Annotated in this window: 21 protein-coding genes and 1 other RNA gene; 14 read left to right on the top strand and 8 right to left on the bottom strand. The window is 59.2% G+C overall.

Annotated elements, in window-relative coordinates; genetic code table 11:
- Positions 1 to 102: 102 nt before the first annotated feature.
- The 9 genes from OKW98_RS00965 to OKW98_RS00925 all read left to right on the top strand — a co-directional run bounded on the left by OKW98_RS00965 (position 103) and on the right by OKW98_RS00925 (position 8,708).
- Positions 103 to 807: a FadR/GntR family transcriptional regulator gene (locus OKW98_RS00965; RefSeq protein WP_133774199.1), complete on the top strand. Its 705-nt coding sequence runs from the start codon at positions 103 to 105 to the stop codon at positions 805 to 807.
- Between the two features lie 123 nt (positions 808 to 930).
- Positions 931 to 1,260 (top strand): thioredoxin TrxA, encoded by a 330-nt coding sequence (gene trxA, locus OKW98_RS00960; protein WP_074892572.1) that lies wholly within the window; start codon positions 931 to 933, stop codon positions 1,258 to 1,260.
- A 228-nt stretch (positions 1,261 to 1,488) separates the two neighbouring features.
- Positions 1,489 to 2,748, top strand: coding sequence for a transcription termination factor Rho (rho, locus tag OKW98_RS00955; RefSeq protein ID WP_037016529.1), 1,260 nt, complete (start codon positions 1,489 to 1,491; stop codon positions 2,746 to 2,748).
- Between the two features lie 81 nt (positions 2,749 to 2,829).
- Positions 2,830 to 4,788: an acyltransferase family protein gene (locus tag OKW98_RS00950; RefSeq protein WP_265387604.1), complete on the top strand. Its 1,959-nt coding sequence runs from the start codon at positions 2,830 to 2,832 to the stop codon at positions 4,786 to 4,788.
- A gap of 70 nt (positions 4,789 to 4,858) precedes the next feature.
- On the top strand, positions 4,859 to 6,325 hold the full coding sequence (gene ubiD / locus OKW98_RS00945) for a 4-hydroxy-3-polyprenylbenzoate decarboxylase (RefSeq protein ID WP_265387603.1): 1,467 nt from the start codon (positions 4,859 to 4,861) through the stop codon (positions 6,323 to 6,325).
- Positions 6,325 to 7,293 (top strand): CDP-6-deoxy-delta-3,4-glucoseen reductase, encoded by a 969-nt coding sequence (locus OKW98_RS00940; RefSeq protein WP_265387602.1) that lies wholly within the window; start codon positions 6,325 to 6,327, stop codon positions 7,291 to 7,293. Before ubiD ends, OKW98_RS00940 begins: the two co-directional genes overlap by 1 nt.
- 211 nt (positions 7,294 to 7,504) lie before the next feature.
- Positions 7,505 to 8,179, top strand: coding sequence for a gamma-glutamylcyclotransferase (locus OKW98_RS00935; RefSeq protein ID WP_265389616.1), 675 nt, complete (start codon positions 7,505 to 7,507; stop codon positions 8,177 to 8,179).
- Positions 8,180 to 8,254: 75 nt separating this feature from the next.
- On the top strand, positions 8,255 to 8,449 hold the full coding sequence (locus OKW98_RS00930) for an antitoxin (protein WP_265387601.1): 195 nt from the start codon (positions 8,255 to 8,257) through the stop codon (positions 8,447 to 8,449).
- The gene (locus tag OKW98_RS00925; RefSeq protein ID WP_265387600.1) at positions 8,439 to 8,708 is read left to right on the top strand and encodes a type II toxin-antitoxin system RelE/ParE family toxin; all 270 of its coding nucleotides are present in this window, start codon (positions 8,439 to 8,441) and stop codon (positions 8,706 to 8,708) included. Before OKW98_RS00930 ends, OKW98_RS00925 begins: the two co-directional genes overlap by 11 nt.
- A gap of 49 nt (positions 8,709 to 8,757) precedes the next feature.
- Here the strand turns inward: OKW98_RS00925 and glpT are convergent, their stop codons facing one another.
- Together glpT and OKW98_RS00915 are read right to left on the bottom strand one after the other, a co-directional pair.
- Positions 8,758 to 10,107 (bottom strand): glycerol-3-phosphate transporter, encoded by a 1,350-nt coding sequence (gene glpT, locus OKW98_RS00920; RefSeq protein WP_265387599.1) that lies wholly within the window; start codon positions 10,105 to 10,107, stop codon positions 8,758 to 8,760.
- A 284-nt stretch (positions 10,108 to 10,391) separates the two neighbouring features.
- Positions 10,392 to 11,729, bottom strand: a complete 1,338-nt coding sequence (locus OKW98_RS00915; protein WP_265387598.1) for an acyltransferase family protein — start codon at positions 11,727 to 11,729, stop codon at positions 10,392 to 10,394.
- Positions 11,730 to 11,933: 204 nt separating this feature from the next.
- On the opposite strand from OKW98_RS00915, the gene OKW98_RS00910 reads away from it, so the two are divergent.
- Positions 11,934 to 12,431, top strand: a complete 498-nt coding sequence (locus OKW98_RS00910; protein WP_265387597.1) for an energy transducer TonB — start codon at positions 11,934 to 11,936, stop codon at positions 12,429 to 12,431.
- Positions 12,432 to 12,495: 64 nt separating this feature from the next.
- On the opposite strand, the gene OKW98_RS00905 is transcribed toward OKW98_RS00910, so the two are convergent.
- Positions 12,496 to 13,473 (bottom strand): NADPH:quinone oxidoreductase family protein, encoded by a 978-nt coding sequence (locus OKW98_RS00905; RefSeq protein WP_265387596.1) that lies wholly within the window; start codon positions 13,471 to 13,473, stop codon positions 12,496 to 12,498.
- 135 nt (positions 13,474 to 13,608) lie between these two features.
- On the opposite strand from OKW98_RS00905, the gene OKW98_RS00900 reads away from it, so the two are divergent.
- Positions 13,609 to 14,019, top strand: coding sequence for a flagellar basal body-associated protein FliL (locus OKW98_RS00900; protein WP_237250024.1), 411 nt, complete (start codon positions 13,609 to 13,611; stop codon positions 14,017 to 14,019).
- Positions 14,020 to 14,036: 17 nt separating this feature from the next.
- Here OKW98_RS00900 and OKW98_RS00895 read toward each other — a convergent pair whose 3' ends face one another.
- The 5 genes from OKW98_RS00895 to OKW98_RS00875 all read right to left on the bottom strand — a co-directional run bounded on the left by OKW98_RS00895 (position 14,037) and on the right by OKW98_RS00875 (position 16,430).
- A complete protein-coding gene (locus tag OKW98_RS00895) occupies positions 14,037 to 14,486 on the bottom strand; it encodes an EVE domain-containing protein (RefSeq protein ID WP_265387595.1) in 450 nt (149 codons plus the stop codon).
- Positions 14,487 to 14,963: 477 nt separating this feature from the next.
- Complete coding sequence (locus OKW98_RS00890) at positions 14,964 to 15,581, bottom strand: 5-formyltetrahydrofolate cyclo-ligase (RefSeq protein WP_265389615.1); 618 nt, start codon at positions 15,579 to 15,581, stop codon at positions 14,964 to 14,966.
- A 109-nt stretch (positions 15,582 to 15,690) separates the two neighbouring features.
- Positions 15,691 to 15,869, bottom strand: a non-coding RNA gene (ssrS, locus tag OKW98_RS00885) — 6S RNA.
- A 31-nt stretch (positions 15,870 to 15,900) separates the two neighbouring features.
- Positions 15,901 to 16,224, bottom strand: coding sequence for a cell division protein ZapA (locus OKW98_RS00880; protein WP_133773717.1), 324 nt, complete (start codon positions 16,222 to 16,224; stop codon positions 15,901 to 15,903).
- The gene (locus OKW98_RS00875) at positions 16,221 to 16,430 is read right to left on the bottom strand and encodes a TIGR02449 family protein (RefSeq protein WP_037016503.1); all 210 of its coding nucleotides are present in this window, start codon (positions 16,428 to 16,430) and stop codon (positions 16,221 to 16,223) included. The genes OKW98_RS00880 and OKW98_RS00875 overlap by 4 nt, the downstream gene beginning before the upstream one ends.
- Positions 16,431 to 16,579: 149 nt before the next feature.
- On the opposite strand from OKW98_RS00875, the gene OKW98_RS00870 reads away from it, so the two are divergent.
- From OKW98_RS00870 to ubiH, 3 genes are all read left to right on the top strand, one after another.
- Positions 16,580 to 17,137: a YecA family protein gene (locus OKW98_RS00870; protein WP_265387594.1), complete on the top strand. Its 558-nt coding sequence runs from the start codon at positions 16,580 to 16,582 to the stop codon at positions 17,135 to 17,137.
- A gap of 81 nt (positions 17,138 to 17,218) precedes the next feature.
- Positions 17,219 to 18,553, top strand: coding sequence for a Xaa-Pro aminopeptidase (gene pepP / locus OKW98_RS00865; RefSeq protein WP_265389861.1), 1,335 nt, complete (start codon positions 17,219 to 17,221; stop codon positions 18,551 to 18,553).
- Complete coding sequence (gene ubiH, locus OKW98_RS00860; RefSeq protein WP_265387593.1) at positions 18,550 to 19,737, top strand: 2-octaprenyl-6-methoxyphenyl hydroxylase; 1,188 nt, start codon at positions 18,550 to 18,552, stop codon at positions 19,735 to 19,737. Before pepP ends, ubiH begins: the two co-directional genes overlap by 4 nt.
- Positions 19,738 to 19,745: the final 8 nt, after the last annotated feature.

Below are 19,745 nucleotides of genomic sequence, written 5' to 3'. Positions count from 1 at the left end.
CGCGCTTGAAAGGCCCGGCGCCCCTCGCTTGGGCGTCACTTGCCGGATGCCTCCGATGGCGATACAAGGGAGTTTTCCTACGGTTTATGCACCTTGATCGCTATGCATCCGAGCCCTGTCGCTGTGCCTGAAGCCGCCTTCCAGGCGATCCGCAAATTGATCGCCGAGCAGGGCTATGTCCCCGGCGACAGCCTGCCTTCGCAGAGGGATTTGGCGATTCGTCTGGGCGTCAGTCGTGCTTCGTTGCGCGAGGCACTGTCCTCATTGAGCGCTCTGGGGCTAGTCAGTGTGCAGCCCGGCAAGGGCGTATTCGTGCAGGCCGTTTCTGAACCACAACGGAGCACGGGTGGATTTTCCTGGCCATATGCAGCGCACGCATCGCCTGCGGAGACTTTTCAGCTGCGCTATGCGCTGGAAGGGTTTGCCGCCGGGCTTGCAGCGGTCACGCTGACGGCGGACGAGCGCGATGTGCTTGAAGACAACGTCGAGGCCATGCGCCTTGAGCTAAAGGCAGGGGATTTTGACTGCGCGGCCCGGCTGGACTTTGATTTTCACCGGCGCATCCTCGTTGCCAGCGGCAATCAGGCGATTCTGGGGATCATCACCACCAGCGCCGACATTTTTCTGGAGAGCCAGAAACTGCCTTTTATTCGGGCGGGCAGGGCCATGGAAACGTGGCAGGAGCACCGCAAGATCCTGCGGGCGCTGGCGCGAAACGCGTCTGGCCCGGCGCAGAAAGCCATGCAGGAGCACATCCGCGGCGCTGCCTTGCGTACCGGCATCGTATTCGTTGCACCCTCCGGTTAGGCACCTGCAATTAAGGCAACCGTGCCAGGTCATAGCTAGAGACAATGAACCTCGTCTTCCTGTCACCGCGTGACACAGTTATGATGGCCCACGTTTTTTTGCCTATGACCTCGGAGAAATCTCATGAGTAACGACCTGATCAAACACGTCAGCGACGCGAGCTTCGACGCCGATGTCCTGAAGGCTACTGGTCCTGTACTGGTGGATTACTGGGCTGAATGGTGTGGCCCATGCAAAATGATTGCTCCGGTTCTGGATGACCTCGCTACCCACTACGAGGGCAAGCTGACCATCGCCAAGCTGAACATCGACGACAATCAGGAAACCCCGGCCAAGCACGGCGTTCGTGGTATCCCGACCCTGATGCTGTTCAAGGACGGTGAAGTCGCGGCGACCAAGGTCGGCGCACTGTCCAAGTCGCAGTTGCAGGCGTTCCTCGACGCCAACATCTGATGACGATATAGCCCCGCAAATCGCGGGGTTTTTTTCGGGCGTCGTACTAGACGCTTAGAAAATCAAGTGGTACATTCGGCCCCGCAACGGCTTCTCCGTTGCCCCCTGCTAGCCGTCGCCGACCGTCTCCTTTCGATTTGCACGCGATCCTGTCGCCTTCTCTGCGGCGCGGCCTCATTAAGCCAAAAGCTTAATTTCCCCCTCCATACATGATTACGTCATTCCTATATGAACCTGACTGAACTCAAGCAAAAGCCTATTACCGATCTGCTAGAAATGGCCGAACAGATGGGCATAGAAAATATGGCCCGTTCGCGCAAGCAGGACGTGATTTTCTCCCTGCTGAAGAAGCACGCGAAAAGCGGCGAGGAAATCTCGGGTGACGGCGTGCTGGAGATCCTCCAGGATGGCTTCGGCTTCCTTCGTTCTGCAGACGCCTCCTACCTCGCCGGCCCGGACGACATTTACGTCTCGCCCAGCCAGATCCGCCGCTTCAACCTGCGCACGGGCGACACCATTGTCGGCAAGATCCGTCCGCCAAAGGAAGGCGAGCGTTACTTCGCACTGCTCAAGGTCGACACCATCAACTTCGACCGTCCAGAAAACGCGAAGAACAAGATTCTGTTCGAAAACCTGACGCCGCTGTTCCCGACCATTCGCATGAAGATGGAAGCCGGTAACGGTTCCACCGAAGACCTCACTGGTCGCGTCATCGATCTGTGTGCCCCGATCGGTAAAGGTCAGCGCGGTCTGATCGTTGCTCCGCCAAAAGCGGGCAAGACCATCATGCTGCAGAACATCGCGTCGAACATCACGCGCAACAACCCTGAAGTCCATCTGATCGTTCTGCTGATCGATGAGCGTCCGGAAGAAGTAACCGAAATGCAGCGTACCGTGCGCGGCGAAGTAGTTGCTTCCACCTTCGACGAGCCACCTACCCGTCACGTGCAGGTCGCCGAAATGGTGATCGAAAAGGCCAAGCGCCTGGTCGAGCACAAGAAAGACGTGGTTATCCTGCTCGACTCCATCACCCGTCTGGCTCGCGCCTACAACACCGTCATTCCAAGCTCCGGCAAGGTCCTGACCGGTGGTGTCGATGCGCACGCTCTCGAGAAGCCAAAGCGTTTCTTCGGTGCGGCACGTAACATCGAAGAAGGCGGCTCGCTGACCATCATCGCCACCGCGCTGGTTGAAACCGGCTCGAAGATGGATGAAGTGATCTACGAAGAATTCAAAGGTACCGGCAACATGGAGCTGCCTCTGGATCGCAAGATCGCAGAGAAGCGCGTCTTCCCGGCCATCAACATCAACCGTTCCGGCACACGCCGCGAAGAGTTGCTGACGGCCGACGACGAGCTGCAGCGCATGTGGATCCTGCGCAAGCTGCTGCATCCTATGGATGAGGTCGCAGCCATCGAGTTCTTGATCGACAAGCTGAAACAGACCAAGACCAACGATGAGTTCTTCCTGTCGATGAAGCGCAAGTAACACCGCGCTGAACCGAATGTAGAAAGATGGTGTCCTTTTGGACACCATTTTTTTTGCCTCGAATTTGAGGCTCGGAGCGTCATGCACACGTTTGGCAATCGTCGCGATATCGATGGACTGCGGGCCTTGGCCGTGGTCCCGGTGCTGTTGTTTCACTTCGGTCTTGGCCTGAGCGGCGGCTTCGTCGGCGTCGATGTGTTTTTCGTCATCTCCGGCTACCTGATCACGTCCATCATTTTCCGCGAGATCAGCGCGGGGCGATTCAGCTTCGTCGATTTCTGGGCCCGTCGCGCGCGGCGCATTGTCCCTGCCGTCACTGTCGTCGTGTTGGCGACTATAGCGTTTGGCTGGTTGCTGCTGACGCCCAAGGACTACGCCGAGCTCGGCCGCGAAGTGCGCTACCAGTCGATGTTCATGTCCAACCTGCTGTTCATGCGGCAAGACGGTTACTTCGATTCCGCGTCAGACTTCAAACCGCTTCTTCACACCTGGTCATTGGCGGTGGAAGAGCAGTACTACATTTTCTTTCCATTGCTGATGGTTCTGGCGACGCGGTACGTGCGGCACTGGCGCTGGTTGCTGCTCGGCTTGCTGGTGCTGTCGTTCGGGCTGAACATCTGGGCGATAAAGCACAAACCCGAGGCCGCGTTCTTTCTGCTGCCGATGCGTGCATGGGAGCTGCTGTGCGGCGCCATGCTGGCCGTCACGCCTGCGCCCAAACGCCCGCTGCCAAGTGGTGCGTATCAGGTGATCAGCCTGAGCGGTTTTGCGGCGGTCGTGTTGGCGATGCTGAGTTTTGACAAAGCCACGCTATTCCCCGGCTGGGCGGCGCTGCTGCCGGTGCTTGGCACGACTGCAATGATCTGGGCCAACGGTCATCCCGCGTCATGGGTCGGGCGTTTGCTGAGCATCAAACCGCTGGTGGCAATCGGGCTTATCTCTTACTCGCTGTACCTGTGGCATTGGCCTATCCATGTCTACGCCAACGCGATCTCTGCCGACGGTATTTCCGATCTGGAAGCGGTCGGCTGGATCCTTCTGGCAGGTGCTCTTGCCTGGCTGAGCTGGCGATTCGTTGAGCTGCCGTTCCGTGAGCGCCGCGTACTCGCCGGCCGCAAACCGGTACTGATTGGCGGCCTGCTGACCCTGGCCGTTTTGGCATTGATGGGGCAGGCGTTGCGCTCCAGTGACGGCGTGCCACAGCGCCTGTCCGGTCAGGCGCTTGCGTACGCGCAATCGCAGAAGTGGAACGCCGGACAGATGGACTGCTTCCTGCTGGGATCAAAGAAGAGCAAGGGGCTGGAGACGCTCTGTCGGGCCGGTGGGGAGGCGGACGCCGCGCCGTCCAATCTTATCTGGGGTGACAGCCATGCGGCGGCGCTTTGGCCTGGCGTCAGAGCCGCGGCTGAGCAAGCGCACGCGCCAGTCTGGCTGGCGAGCATGAGTGGCTGTCCGCCCCTTGTCAGCATCGCAACCAGTGAGCGTTGTCAGGAATTCAATACGCTGAACGTGGAACGCGTCCGGACACAGAAAATTCCTGGCGTGACGCTGGCCGCGCGCTGGAGTTTGTACATCTATGGCCTGGAGGGCGGTGACAAGGCCTACGTGCTGCTGAAACACGAATCGATTGCCCGAAACGAAGCGTATTTTGCCGACGCCTTGAAAGCGCAGATCGCTGAATTTCGGGCAGCTGGCGCGCAGGTCTGGCTGTTCAAGGAAGTGCCGCAGCAACGTAAGGGCGCCATCGAAAGACTGAGCAGCCTGGCGAGGGTCGGGCGCTCGGCTGCGCAGGTTGGACGTCCACTGGCGGAGCTCGATGCGCGGCAGGCGTTCATCAATCAGCTGTTCGCCCGCCTGAGCGAGGCGGATCCCGGTGTTCACCTGATCGATCCAAAACCGCTGCTGTGCGAGGGTGGCCTTTGCCGTGCCGAAGTTGACGGGCGTTCGCTGTATAAGGACGAAGATCACTTGTCGGATCTGGGCGGCGAGAAGATGCAGCCGCTGTTCACGCCGATATTCAGCGAAACACCGCGCATTTGAGTTGGACACAAGCTGCCCTCCGCGGTCAGAGCAGGTAGGATGTGCATCTATTTGGTGAGTGGCCGGGTTAATGAAATTCAAGGATCTTCGGGATTTCGTGCAGCAGCTTGAGCAGCGCGGAGAGTTGAAACGCATTCAGGTACCTGTTTCCCCTGTATTGGAAATGACCGAAATTTGCGACCGGACCCTGCGCAACAAGGGGCCGGCGTTGCTTTTCGAAAAACCCACGGGCTTTGACATTCCGGTGCTAGGCAATCTGTTCGGCACACCCGAGCGCGTTGCCATGGGCATGGGCGCCGAGTCAGTGGCCGAGCTGCGGGAAATCGGCAAGCTGCTGGCGTTCCTCAAAGAGCCCGAGCCGCCGAAGGGCTTGAAAGACGCCTGGTCCAAGCTGCCCATTTTCAGAAAAGTCATCGCCATGGCGCCGAAAGTCGTCAAGGACGCTCCGTGTCAGGAAATCGTGATCGAGGGCGATGACGTCGACCTCGGCATGCTGCCGGTGCAGACCTGCTGGCCCGGCGATGTCGGCCCGCTGATTACGTGGGGCCTGACGGTCACTCGCGGGCCCAACAAAGAACGGCAGAATCTGGGTATCTACCGCCAGCAGGTGATCGGCCGCAACAAGGTGATCATGCGCTGGCTCAGCCATCGCGGTGGCGCACTGGATTTCAAGGATTGGTGCGACAAACACCCGGGTCAGCCATTCCCGGTGTCCGTGGCGTTGGGCGCTGACCCCGCCACCATTCTCGGCGCCGTTACGCCAGTGCCTGACAGCCTGTCCGAGTACGCGTTCGCGGGTCTTCTGCGTGGCAACCGGACAGAACTGATCAAGTGCCGTGGCAACGATCTACAGGTCCCGGCCAGTGCAGAGATCGTCCTTGAAGGCGTGATTCATCCCGGCGAAATGGCCGATGAGGGTCCGTACGGCGACCACACCGGCTATTACAACGAGGTCGACAGCTTCCCGGTCTTCACGGTCGAGCGCATCACCCACCGCATCAAGCCGATTTACCACAGCACCTACACGGGCCGGCCGCCTGACGAACCTGCCATTCTGGGCGTTGCACTGAATGAAGTGTTCGTGCCGATTCTGCAAAAGCAGTTCCCGGAAATCGTCGACTTCTACCTCCCGCCCGAGGGTTGCTCTTACCGCATGGCGGTTGTGACGATCAAGAAGCAGTATCCCGGCCATGCCAAGCGCGTGATGTTGGGCGTCTGGTCGTTTTTGCGACAGTTCATGTACACCAAGTTCGTTATCGTCACCGACGACGACATCAATGCCCGTGACTGGAATGACGTCATCTGGGCGATCACCACGCGCATGGACCCCAAGCGCGACACGGTGATGATCGACAATACGCCAATCGACTACCTCGATTTCGCCTCGCCGGTCTCAGGTCTCGGCTCGAAAATGGGGCTCGATGCCACGCATAAATGGCCTGGCGAAACTACCCGTGAATGGGGTCGCGCTATCGTCAAAGACGAAGCGGTGACCCGCCGGATCGATGAACTCTGGACTCAGCTGGGAATTGATTGATGCGTGTAACCTTGCAGCCATCGGGCGCAGTCATCGAGACATTGCCAGGCGAGCGGATCCTCGACGCCGCTCAGCGCCTGGGCTACGAATGCCCTCAGAGCTGTCGCAACGGCAATTGCCACATCTGTTCTGCGCTGCTGGTTGAAGGCAGCGTTGAACAGGCGGGAGAGATCCGCAACCACGGCGAAATCTACACCTGCCTGGCGGTGCCGCAGCAAGACTGCGTTGTGCTGTGGGACAGCGTGCTGGCGCTCGGCGAGCTGCCGGTGCGCACGTTCGCCTGCCAGGTCAGCGAGTGTGTGGAAGTGGGCGGCGATGTCTGGCGCGTGATGCTCCGTGCGCCTGCGGGCAAACCGCCGCGTTATCACGCCGGTCAGTACCTGATGATCCATCGGGATGACGGCGAAAAATCGGCGTTTTCCATGGCGTCTGCGCCGGAGAACGGTCGCGATCTGGAAATTCACGTCCTTGCCCGCGAGGCGAGTGCGCAAAATCTGATCAAGCAGTTGCAGCGCGAGGGTATGGCGCGGGTCGAATTGCCGTTCGGCGACACTCATTTGGGCGAATTGCCCGATGGTCCACTGGTATTGATTGCAGCAGGCACCGGTATGGGGCAGATGCAGAGCCTGATCGAGCATTGCCGCTCCAAGGGTTTTCCGTATCCGGTGCATGTGTATTGGGGAATGCGCCGTCCGGAAGATTTCTACCAGCTCACGCATTGGGATGAATGGCAGACGCTGCCTAACCTCTTCCTGCACAGAATCGTCAGTGATCTATGCGGTTGGGAAGGGCGTTGCGGCATGCTGCACGAGGCGGTCTGTGAGGACTTCAGCGATCTGAAGTCGCTTTATGTCTATGCCAGCGGTTCTCCGGCCATGGTCTATTCGACCCTCGATGCGCTGGTGCTGGCCGGCATGGATGCGCATCAGATGCGTGCCGATGTTTTCGCGTATGCGCCGAGGCCCTGAAGCGTAGCCACTCGTCGAGCTGAATGTGGACAGCGTATTGCATGACTGTTTGTCAGATATCGGCTTTTCCGGCGTGACCTATGCGCCGGTGGCCAAGTCACAACGTCACACTGCCTGCGATGCCGTCTGATTGTTCATTCGTTGTTGCCAGACCCGTTTTATGAGTGTTCAGCGTTGCACCGGCGTCAGCCTTGCCGGTGGGGGGAACCAGATGGGGAATCAAATCAATATCCTGGCGGAAGCCGTCCATGACGGCTTGGGGTTGTCCTACCCGCCGGTCATCGATCTTGGGCCGAAACTGAGCCGCGAACAGCTGCTTGCCTCCATCCATGCCACGATGAGCCGCCATCAAGGCGGTCCGATCTGGTTGTTCGCGTACGGATCATTGATCTGGCGACCCGAGTGCAGCGCCGTCGAGCGTCAGCGCGGTCGGGTCCACGGCTATCATCGCGGTCTCTATCTCTGGTCCCACGAACACCGTGGCACGCCCGAGCAGCCAGGGCTGGTATTCGGTCTGGATCGCGGCGGGTCCTGCAGCGGATTCGCCTACAGATTGCCCGAAGACAATATCGACGAGTCTCTGCTGGCGTTGTGGCAGAGAGAAATGCCTTTCCCCTCCTACCGCCCACACTGGCTCAACTGCCGACTTGAAGACGGCACCAAAGTGCAGGCGTTGGGATTTGTGCTGGAGCGGCATCTGCCCAGTTACGCCGGCAACCTGCCCGACAGCGTGCTCACCCAAGTGCTGGCCAATGCCAGCGGGCGATACGGGACCACCTGGGAATACGTCGAACAAACCATCCGCGCATTGCGCACCCACGCCATGCCGGACTTGAGCCTGGAGGCGCGGTTAAAACGGTGCAGGCCGGTGTTGTTGGCGATATAGCATCTGGTCACGATCTTCCGATCAGGCTTGCGCGCGAGACGCTAGACTGCATCGAAACCCCCTGAGGAGTTAATCATGAGTGCTCGGCTTTCTCCGCTTGTGTCGGAGTTCGAATCAGAAGAGCAGGCTGCGCGTTATGACGCGTGGCTCCATGCCAAGGTGCAGGCTTCGGTAGACGATCCAAGACCTAACGTCGCGCATGATGAAGTCATGGCTCAACTGAAAGCCAGACTGGCCGCCAAGCGCGACAAGCGTAGCGATGATCGTTGAGTGGCGCCCGGAGGCAGTCGCCGATCTGTGGGAGATACTTGAGTATATTGATGAGCGAAATCCACAAGCGGCGGAGGAGCTTTATGCTGAAATTGAGAGAGCTACTTCAGCACTGCCCGAGCATCCTTACCTTTACCGCTTAGGTCGCGTGGTCAATACCCGCGAAATCATTGTCCATCCGAATTACCTGGTTATTTACCGACTAACAGATCGGATCGAGATCCTGAGCGTCCTTCACGCCCGCCAGCAATACCCTTGAACGGACGTGGCTTGATCAGCGCACTGATCAAGCCTTTTTCGTTTGAGACCTAAGCCATTTCCTCTCGCGATTGACTCGCCACCCGCGTATGCCGCAGCGTCGGCACCAGGAACGCCATCGCGAGGATACAAGCGGACACCAGCAGCACGAAGCCGCCGTCCCAGCCGAAGTGGTCGACTGTGTAGCCCATCAGCGCGCTGGCCGCGACCGAGCCACCGAGGTATCCGAACAGGCCAGTGAATCCTGCTGCGGTGCCGGCTGCTTTCTTCGGTGCCAGCTCAAGCGCCTGCAAGCCGACCAGCATGACCGGGCCGTAGATCAGGAAACCGATCGAGACCAGAGCAATCATGTCGACGGTGGGGTTGCCTGGCGGATTGAGCCAGTACACCAGCGTCGCAACGGTCACCATCGCCATGAACACAATGCCGGTCAGGCCACGGTTGCCACGGAAAATCTTGTCGGACATCCAGCCGCACAGCAGCGTGCCCGGAATGCCTGCCCACTCGTAAAAGAAGTACGCCCAGGACGTCTTGTCGACGTCGAAGTGCTTGGCTTCTTTCAAGTACGTTGGCGCCCAGTCCAGCACGCCGTAACGCAGCAGATAGACGAACACGTTGGCCAGCGCGATGTACCAGAGCATTTTGTTGCGCAGGACGTATTTTACGAAGATCTCTTTGGCGGTGAATTCCTCTTCGTGGCTCGCGTCATATCCTTCCGGGTAGTCGTTCTTGTAGTCCTCGACCGGCGGCAAACCCACGGACTGCGGGGTATCACGCATGGTGACGAAGGCGAACAGCGCAACAAACAGGGCAACCGCCGCAGGCACATAAAATGCGGCGTGCCAGTCGTTGGTCCAGCCGAGTCCGAGCAGGAACAGCGGTCCGATCAAGCCGCCGCCGACGTTGTGCGCTACGTTCCACACCGACACCACACCGCCACGCTCCTTCTGCGACCACCAGTGCACCATCGTGCGTCCGCTCGGCGGCCAGCCCATGCCCTGGGCCCAGCCGTTGAGGAACAGCAGAATGAACATGATGGTCACGCTGGACGTCGCCCAGGGTGCGAATCCGAACACGAACATCACCAGCGCAGAAATCAACAGTCCGAATGGCAGGAAGTAACGCGGGTTGGAGCGATCCGACACCAGCCCCATCAGGAATTTCGACAGCCCGTACGCAATGGCAATCGCCGAGATCGCAAGCCCCAATTGACCGCGGCTGTATCCCTCATCGATCAGATAGGGCATGGCCAGCGAGAAATTCTTGCGCAGCAAATAGTAGCCGGCGTAGCCGAAGAAGATGCCGGCGAAAATCTGCCAGCGAAGGCGGCGATAGGTGGAGTCGACACGCTCCTCAGGCAGCGGAGCCTGATGTGCGGCAGGACGGAAAAAGGCAAACATCGGGACACTCCATTTATTTTTTTGTTATGCGGATCCGAATATTACATTTTCATTACAGAAAATAGGAAGGCTTCTCATCGGATAAAAAGCCGTAAACGTTGGCTAAAGGTAATTCCTTTGCGAACATCGCATCGGGGATGTCGGGAGGCAGTCAGTGATTGACGTTTTCGCAGAAGCGTTCATTAGCGGGATGTTCGCCGAAGAAGTTGCTCACCGGTGCAGCATGGCCAGCCGGGCGAACGAGGTGTTCAGTTCGCCGTCGGCCAGCGCGCATCGGTGACCCGTTACCGAATCTCAAGCGTTCGGGGGGTTGCTCTGGCGCTCGGGGGTGCCTTGCGCAGGAACGGATGCTCGATGCACCAGTACGTCGCGACGCTGATACTGCTGGTCAGCAGGATGATCAGCGGTAAGTACAGTGCGTAGCTAAGCGGATCCGGTGTGGCGAAGTCATACGCACCCATCAAGCTGAAAACGCTGTATATGACGATGCCGTGCAGCAGGTAAATGCTGAAGCTGGCTTCGCCCAGAATCTTTAACCCGCGAATCTCCAGCACCCCGTGCAGGCTGTTGCCGAGTACGAACAGCGCAAACGGAACCCCCAGAATCAGCATTTGCAGCGTCGAGTACGATTTGAGCTTCATGCTGATCAGCAGTATCGCGACTGCAACCAACGTGCAGCGCACGCCCGTGAAGTCGATTCGCCACCGGCGCATCCGGTCCTCAAAGACCGCCACCGCAATGCCGACAGCAAACAGTTTGATGAACCGGTTGTGAAAGTGATGGTGGTATTCGCCCCACAGGCACGCCAGCACAATCAGCGAGACGACGACGGCCATGCCGGGGAGCTTGCGCCGAAGCAGGCAATACAGCACCGGCAGCGACAGATAGAAGACGGCTTCATAGAGCAGCGTCCATTGCACCGAAGCGTTGATACGTACGGTGTCTGGAAAAGCATTGATGGGGCTGCCAATTAAAATCACCCATCGGCCGAGCGACTTGATGGTGTCTATGATCGGCGCGCTGATTCCCGCTGACTGGTACAGCGCGATGGCCGTAATTAGCGTCACGCTGAAGAGGTACATCGGGAAGATCCGCCGTAACCGTGACGACAGGATCTGCCGCCATTTCGGCTCGCTTCGGTAGATCTTCGCGGTAAACAGGTAACCCGTGATCATGAAAAACAACGACACCGGCACCGTGCCCATGTTGTTCAGCACGCGGCTGTCCGTGGTTTCCCAGACCCCGTTGACGTGCCAGTAATAACTGACGATGAAGTGATGAACGATGACTGCGGTTGCGAGCACGCCACGCAGCCCGTCCAGCGACGAAACGCGGTGGAGCGCGTCTCGGGAGAGGATCGGCAGGCGCTGGGTGGCGAGGCAAAATATCGCGATCGACAGCGCATACAACGTGATCAAAATCAGAGTGACGGTCATCAATACGGGGTCCGCAATTTGTATTGGAGTCGATACCGAATGAAGGTGTGTTCGGTATGTATCGGCCGTGAAATATACGGAACACATCAGCCGCCGTCGCGGGTTGTTTAACGAGGTGTTGATTTTGGGACTGGTCCTACGCAGCCTTGGGAAGTCATGAGCTGTTGCAGGCGCAGACCAACGCACAAAATGCGCGCCAGGCTTTTGCACCCAGGCAAAGGCAGAATGGAGCGGGCGCGGGTGACGACAGTGATAAGCAGGTGGGTTCTGTGCGTGATGTGTGCGCTTTGTATCGCGGCAAGCGCGGATGAGGGCAGTGTGGAGTATGACTACCGCAGGGCGCCGGCCTGGCCGTATTCACTCTTGAAGTCAGGCGTATCCGGGTGGGTCTTGTTCGACATCAAGGCTCACCATGACGGTCGCGTTTCCGAGCCCGAGGTGCTGGAAAGCTCCCATCCCCTGTTGGCCCGCGCGGTCGTAAACATTGCGCCCACATGGCGAGTGAAGCCCTGGGCGGTGAGTGACAACCGCCCGGCAGTCGTTTCCCTGCGCCACGAGCATTATTTTGTCCACCCGCGGGAAGGCAACAGTCCTGTCACCTGGCTTCACCGCAGCCTGCGTCACCTGACCTGCACCAAATTCAACAAGCGGTTGGAGGATTTCCAGCAAAACTCATCCGGTCTTGAGGAGATCGACATGAGCGTGTTCCGGCACACCTTCAAAGTGCTGGCGAGGGTCGCCACTTACCGGAAGCTGCCCGATGAACAGCGGTTCGCGCTAGGGGATGCGCTGGCAGAGGCCGCTCCGGGCATCATTCAGCGCTGCGGCGCAAATGCTGAGCTGCGTTATAAAGATGTGCTGCCCGAGCAGGTGAGGATGATGCTGTGACCGCGTGCGGGAACACCGCAAAGTCATCCCGTTCTATTCAGAACGGGGTCGATCCCGATGCACGCTACCTGACGCTCACCACCACCTTGCCCACCGCTTTACGCTGCGCCAACGATTCAATCGCTTCACCCGCCTGCTCCAGCGGGTAGACCTTGGACACCAGCGGCTTCAACTTGCCCTCGCTGAACCAGGTGAACAGTTGCTGGAAATTCGCCGCGTTGTCTTGGGGCTGGCGTTGGGCAAATGAGCCCCAGAACACACCCACAACCGAGGCACCTTTCAACAGCGCGAGATTGACCGGCAGTTCGGGAATGCGACCACTGGCGAAGCCGACGACCAGCAATCGACCGTTCCAGGCAATGCCGCGAACGGCCTGATCGAAAAGATCGCCGCCCACAGGGTCGTAGATCACATCGACGCCGTTACCGTTGGTGAGGCGTTTGATTTCATCCTTCAGATTGCTTTCGCTGTAGTTGATCAACTCGTCGGCGCCTGCGTTTTTGGCGACCTCAAGCTTTTCTGCGCTGCTGGCGGCGGCAATGACGCGAGCGCCCATGGCTTTGCCGATCTCGACGGCAGCGAGGCCGACGCCTCCCGACGCGCCAAGGACGAGGAGGGTTTCGCCGACCTTTAGATTGGCGCGCTGTGTGAGGGCGTGCATGGACGTGCCGTAGGTCATGCTGAATGCGGCGGCGGTAGTGAAGTCCATCGTTTCGGGGATGGGCAGGACGTTGTAACCGGCCACGGCGATCTGTTCAGCGAAGCTGCCCCAGCCTGTGAGCGCCATCACCCGGTCACCGACATGCACATGGCTGACCTTTTCACCGACAGCCGTCACGACGCCCGACGCCTCACCTCCCGGCGAAAACGGAAAAGGCGGCTTGAACTGGTATTTGCCTTCGATAATCAGCGTGTCCGGGAAGTTGACCCCGGCAGCGTGCACGTCCAGAAGAATCTCGTTCTTCTTCGGCTCCGGGCCTGGAATGTCCTCCAGCACCAGATCTGCAGCGGGACCGAAGGCTTTGCAAAGCACGGCTTTCATCGAGGGCTATTCCTTTTTCGGGGATGGCCGATAAGTACAGGTAGCGAGGTTGTGGGGTCAATAAGCATGCCCCGGCCTGATAGGTGTGCATAAGCTGAAGTAAGCTATGCGGCGAAGCGGATTGAGGAGCGGACTGTGAAAGCGTGGATTCTGATGTTGATGGCGTTGTCGATGCCTGTTGTTGCGCTGGCCGAAGAGGGCGGCGAGAAAGAAGATCCGAACAAGGTTTCCTACGTGGCGTTGACGCCACCGTTCGTGGGCAACTACTCACTGGATGGCAGCCCGAAACTGCACGTCTATAAGGCCGACGTCGCCTTGCGCGTGACCGGCGCCGAGGCGCAGAAACTGGTGAAGCAGAACGAGCCGCTGATTCGCAATCAGCTGGTGGCGTTGTTCACTCAGCAAACGGTCGACAGCATGGGCAACGTCGATGCCAAGGAAAAACTGCGTCAGGAAGCGCTGAAGCAGACCCAGCAAGTGCTGACCCAGGAAACCGGCAAACCCGTGGTTGATGATCTGCTGTTCAACAACTTTATCGCCCAGTAACACGCGGCCTTCTGAACTCAGCGCAGGCCCATCACGGCTGCCCATTGTTCGTCCGTCACCGGCATGACGGACAAGCGGCTGCCTTTCTGCACCAATGGCATCTGCTCCAGGGCAGGTTGTTGCTTCAGAAAGCCCAGCCCCAGCACCTTTGGAAATACCTCCACAAACGCCACATCAAGCGCGCTCCAGGGATTTTTCTCCTCGGTGGCTTTAGCGTCGAAGTAGTGGCTTTTGTCGTCCAGCGCGGTGGGATCGGGGTACGCGGCCTTGACGATTTCTCCGATGCCCGCGATCCCGGGTTCGGGGCAGCTGGAATGGTAGAAAAAGAACTGATCGCCCACGGCCATCGCGCGCAGAAAGTTGCGGGCCTGGTAGTTACGGACACCGTCCCAGCGCGTCTGCCTGAGCTTTTTCAGCCCGCTGATCGAGAGCTCGTCGGGCTCGGATTTCATCAGCCAATAGGCCATTTATAAGGCTCCTGAACAGGTCTTGGGAAAGTTGTCCTACGTTTTTATGACAACCCGACAGTCGGCTGGCGTCAGTATTTGCGTGTTGCGTCACGTTGCCGCAGAATGCCGGGATTTTAAGGGCTGCACGATCTGGCAGCCTGTTTAAACGTTATCGATTTTAGATTCTGATTCGTTACAAAGGGGACTATGAATGCGACGCAAGCCGGATGTACTGTGGGTTTTGGCAATTTTGTTCGGCTTGGGAATCGTCACCACCGGTTACGCGCAAAGTCTGTGGGCCGCCAAGGCAGACGCCCCGGTTGAAATCACTCAGCAACAGCAGCCACAGCCTCGCCGCTAAACCGCTTCTTCGCAGCGCGCGTTCATTTCAGGGATTCGCTTGCCGGCGATGAGTCCGGATCGCCTGATAAATATTCGGCGTCTGGGAGAATTTTCGCGGGCAAGCGCGCTCCTACAAAGGTCAGCAGCACTTCTTCACGCCTTGTACCAATGCTTATCCGTCACCGTTCCCGCCAACGGAACATCCCAGCTGGCGACCTCCAGCTTTCCGACTTTCTGACACTCGTGGGCCAGTCCCAGCAGCACCGGCTTGCGCCAGGTTTTACGACGCGCGAGATAAGCCAGGCTGCGGTCGTAAAAGCCGCCACCCATGCCAAGACGTCCCCCTTGCGGATCGAAGCCTACGAGCGGCATCAGCACCAGGTCCAGCGTCCAGATCTTGCGCTGTCGCTTGGCATTGATACGTGGCTCCGGGATGCGGAACCGGTTGGGTTTGAATTTCTCCTTTGGGCCCACGCGCTGAAACACCATTTTTGTTCGCGGCCACGCACTGAGCACCGGCAGGTAGGTGGTCTTGCCGCGTTTTTGAGCGGCACGAATTAGCAGGCGCGGGTCGATCTCACCGTCCATCGGAAGGTAGAGAGAAACGTGCCGGGCGCGGCGAAAGAGTGGGTTTTGCGCAAGTTGACAGTACAAGCCCCGTGCCGCCTGTCGTTGTTCTGCCGGGCTGAGCGCGCGACGATTATGGCGAAGCAGCCGACGCAACTGTGGTCGAGAGAGGGTTGAAGGATCTGGGGGGGAGCGGCGCCGGATGAGGTCATGCTGGCGGGTCCGTGAGGCTTTGAAAAGTGATGTCGTGTAATCAGGCAGATTCACGATGCCCACCGCCAGACGGGACGCCTGGCGATGGGTAGAAGGTTCGAGACTCCCCGACGAACCGCTGTCGGTGTAGCCCTTGAACCCGAAAGTTCAAGGTGGAGATTGCAGGAGGTTTTAAGGCTTTCCGTCGAGCGGACATGCACACCAACCCCAACGTGCAACCCCCGTGGTTGTGCGTATCGGCTCAGGGACATGACCGACTGGCAAGCACTCCAGGGAGCGGTCGCAAGTATACCCAATCATGTCCGAACAATCAGCCTTGTGCTTTATCCGAATCCGTGGCAAGGACCAGGTCTACGCGGTCCAGCAAATCGCGAACTTGCTCGCTGTTGGCACCATTGACCTGGGCCTTTGCGGGTGGCAGTTCCTGTTTGTGCAGAAGGTCATGGGTAATGTTCAGTGCGGCCATCACCGCAATACGGTCGGCGCCGATGACTTTGCCGCTGCTGCGGATCTCGCGCATTTTGCCGTCCAGATAACGCGCGGCGCTGACCAGATTGGTGCGCTCCTCTTGCGGGCAGATGATCGAATATTCTTTGTCGAGGATTTGCACGGTGATGCTGTTGCCATTACTCATGAGTCTTGCTCCAGGGCCTTGAGGCGCGAAATCATGGACTCGACCTTTTGCCGGGCGATTTCGTTTTTTTCAATGAGTTGAGCGCGTTCCTCGCGCCAGGATTTTTCCTGAGCTAATAGGAGTCCGTTTTGACTTTTTAGTTGCTCGACACGATTGATCAATAACTCCAGTCGAGCCATCAGCGCTTGCAGGTCGTTGTCTTCCATTGTTTTCCACTGAATACTTTCAGATGAGTGGTGCAGGCGCTGGCGTCTGGATTCGCCCCGGGCATCGCCTGATAGCTTGGGCGCGTCTGCCGGTGCTACGATACAAGGCCTTCATTCTAGACATTGCGCCGCCTGGCGCCTAGTTGCCCATGCCTATTCAGAATTCCCCGTACAACGGCTTCGCCACCCTGCTCGCCAGCAGTGGTCATCATGTATCTCCTGCCGAATTGCACGGCCTTTTGCTGGGCCGCAGTTGCGCCGGCGCAGGCTTCGATGCAGACGACTGGCTGGCCGACGCCCACCTGCTGCTCGAAACAGAGCCTGACGACAAAGTGCGCCAAGCCCTGATCGGCCTGCAGGCAATGGTCAAAACCGAACTGACCGGCGACGACATGACCGTCGTGCTGCTATTGCCTGGCGATGACGAGCCTCTCGCTGCTCGTACCGCCGCCATGGCCCAGTGGTGCCAGGGTTTCCTCAGCGGCTTTGCCCGGGTGGGTGGTCAGTCACTGAGCGATGATGCCAGGGACGTGCTGCAAGACCTGGCCGCCATCGCTCAGGTTCATGACGCGCTGGACGAGTCCGAAGACGGCGAGAGCGACTACATGGAAGTCATGGAGTACCTGCGCGTCGCGCCGTTGCTGTTGTTCACCGAGTTCAATCAGAAAACCGAAGCTGAAGACGAAGCCAAACCGTCTTTGCACTGATAGCGCGTCATCGACGCTTCGGCCATGCCGCCCCTGTGCGGCGGTGGCCGAAGCGCACCTCCTGGAGAACCGCACTTGCCCATGATTCATATCCCGAAAGCCGAATATGCCCGCCGCCGCAAGGCGTTGATGGAGCAGATGGAGCCCAACAGCATCGCCATTCTGCCGGCGGCGGCGGTGGCGATTCGAAACCGGGACGTTGAACATGTGTACCGCCAGGACAGCGACTTTCAGTACCTGAGTGGCTTCCCCGAACCTGAAGCGGTGATCGTGCTGATCCCTGGGCGCGAGTACGGCGAGTACGTCCTGTTCTGTCGCGAGCGCAATCCCGAGCGCGAGTTGTGGGACGGCCTGCGCGCAGGTCAGGACGGTGCGATGCGCGAGTACGGCGCCGACGATGCCTTCCCGATCACCGACATCGACGACATCCTGCCCGGCCTCATCGAGGGTCGCGATCGGGTGTATTCGTCCATGGGCAGCAATCCCGAGTTCGACCGGCATGTGATGGAGTGGATTAACGTCATCCGCTCCAAGGCGCATCTGGGCGCGCAGCCGCCGAAAGAATTCGTTGCGCTGGATCACCTGCTGCACGACATGCGCCTGTATAAATCGGCGGCCGAAGTGAAGGTCATGCGCGAGGCTGCGCAGATCTCGGCCCGTGCCCACGTGCGGGCGATGCAGGCCAGTCGCGCCGGGCTGTACGAGTTCAGCCTTGAGGCGGAGCTTGATTACGAATTCCGCAAGGGTGGCGCGAAGATGCCGGCCTATGGCTCGATCGTCGCTTCGGGGCGCAACGCCTGCATCCTGCATTACCAAGAGAACGACGCGCCGCTCAAAGACGGCGACCTGGTGCTGATTGATGCCGGTTGCGAGATCGACTGCTACGCCAGCGATATCACTCGCACGTTTCCAGTGAGCGGGAAATTCTCCGCTGAACAAAAAGCGATTTACGAAGTGGTACTCAAATCCCAGGAAGCGGCGTTTGCGGCGATCAAACCCGGCAATCACTGGAACCAGGCCCACGAGGCTACGGTTCGGGTCATCACCGAAGGGCTGGTTGAGCTAGGGCTGTTGCGAGGCGCGGTGGATGAACTGATTGCCGCCGAAGCGTACAAAGCTTTTTACATGCACCGCGCCGGACACTGGCTGGGCATGGACGTGCACGATGTCGGCGAATACAAGGTCGGTGGCGAGTGGCGTGTGCTGGAGGCCGGGATGGCGCTGACGGTCGAGCCCGGTATTTATGTGTCCCCGGACAATCAGAACGTTGCCAAAAAGTGGCGCGGCATTGGTGTGCGAATCGAGGATGACGTCGTGGTGACCAAAAAAGGCTGTGAAATTCTGACGGGCGACGTGCCAAAAACCGTTGCCGAGATCGAGGCCCTGATGGCCGCAGCACGAACCCAAGCCGCATGAGCCGCTTCAATCTGGCCATCGTTGGTGGCGGGCTGGTCGGCGCAAGCCTGGCCCTCGCCCTGCAAGCCGGGGCGAAAGCGCGGGGCTGGAAAATTGTGCTGATCGAGCAGTTTGCGCCCGGCGACACCTATCAGCCCAGCTACGACGCGCGCTCTTCAGCGCTGTCTTTCGGCGCGCGGCAGATCTACGAGCGCCTGGGCCTGTGGCAGCAGATCAGCCGCCGCGCCGAGCCGATCCTCAACATTCACGTTTCCGACAAAGGCCGGTTTGGCGCAGCGCATCTGTCTTCGATGGAGGAAGGCGTTCCGGCTCTGGGTTATGTGGTTGAAAACGCCTGGCTGGGCCAATGCCTGTGGCAGGCGCTGGACAAGGACGTGATCAGTTGGCGGGTGCCGGCCGAGGTCACACATATGCAGGCGCTGTCCGATGGCTACCAACTCACGCTCAATGACGAAACTCAGCTCACATGCGACCTGGCGGTGCTGGCCGATGGCGGCCGTTCCAGCCTGCGCGAGCAGTTGGGCATTGCCGTGCGGCACACCCCGTATGACCAGAGCGCGCTGATCGCCAACATCACGCCGGGCGATGCCCACGGTGGTCAGGCCTTCGAGCGGTTTACCGAAAATGGCCCCATGGCGTTGCTGCCGCTTCCGGATAACCGTTGCGCACTGGTCTGGACGCGCGCCGGCGATGACGTTCAACGGCTGATGGCGCTGGACGACCGAAGCTTTCTGGCCGAGTTGCAGGGTGTCTTTGGATACCGGTTGGGTGCGCTGAAACAAGTGGGTGCGCGCTACAGCTATCCGCTGGCGCTGATCGAGGCACAAGAACAGATCCGCTCGCATCTGGTGGTGCTCGGAAACGCCGCACACAGCCTTCACCCGATTGCCGGGCAGGGCTTCAACCTGTCGCTGCGCGATGCCGCTTCCCTGGCCGAAGCGCTGCTCGCCAGTGAAGCGCCGCTGGGCGAACTGTCGACGTTGCAGGCTTACCGTGATCGCCAGCGGGTTGATCAAAATTTGACCGTTGGCTTTTCCGATCAAGCCACCCGGCTGTTCAGCAGTCAGCAGTCCCTTATGACTGCCGGCCGTAATCTGGGCCTCCTGGGCCTGGATCTGCTGCCTTCGGCCAAGAGCTGGTTCGCCCGTCAGGCCATGGGCCTGGGGACGAGAAGCGATGTCTGAACACTCCA

It is taken from the genome of Pseudomonas sp. KU26590 (genome assembly GCF_026153515.1).
Lineage (GTDB): Bacteria > Pseudomonadota > Gammaproteobacteria > Pseudomonadales > Pseudomonadaceae > Aquipseudomonas.
The sequence above is the reverse complement of the archived record's forward strand: the minus strand, read 5'-3'. Positions and strand labels throughout refer to the sequence as shown.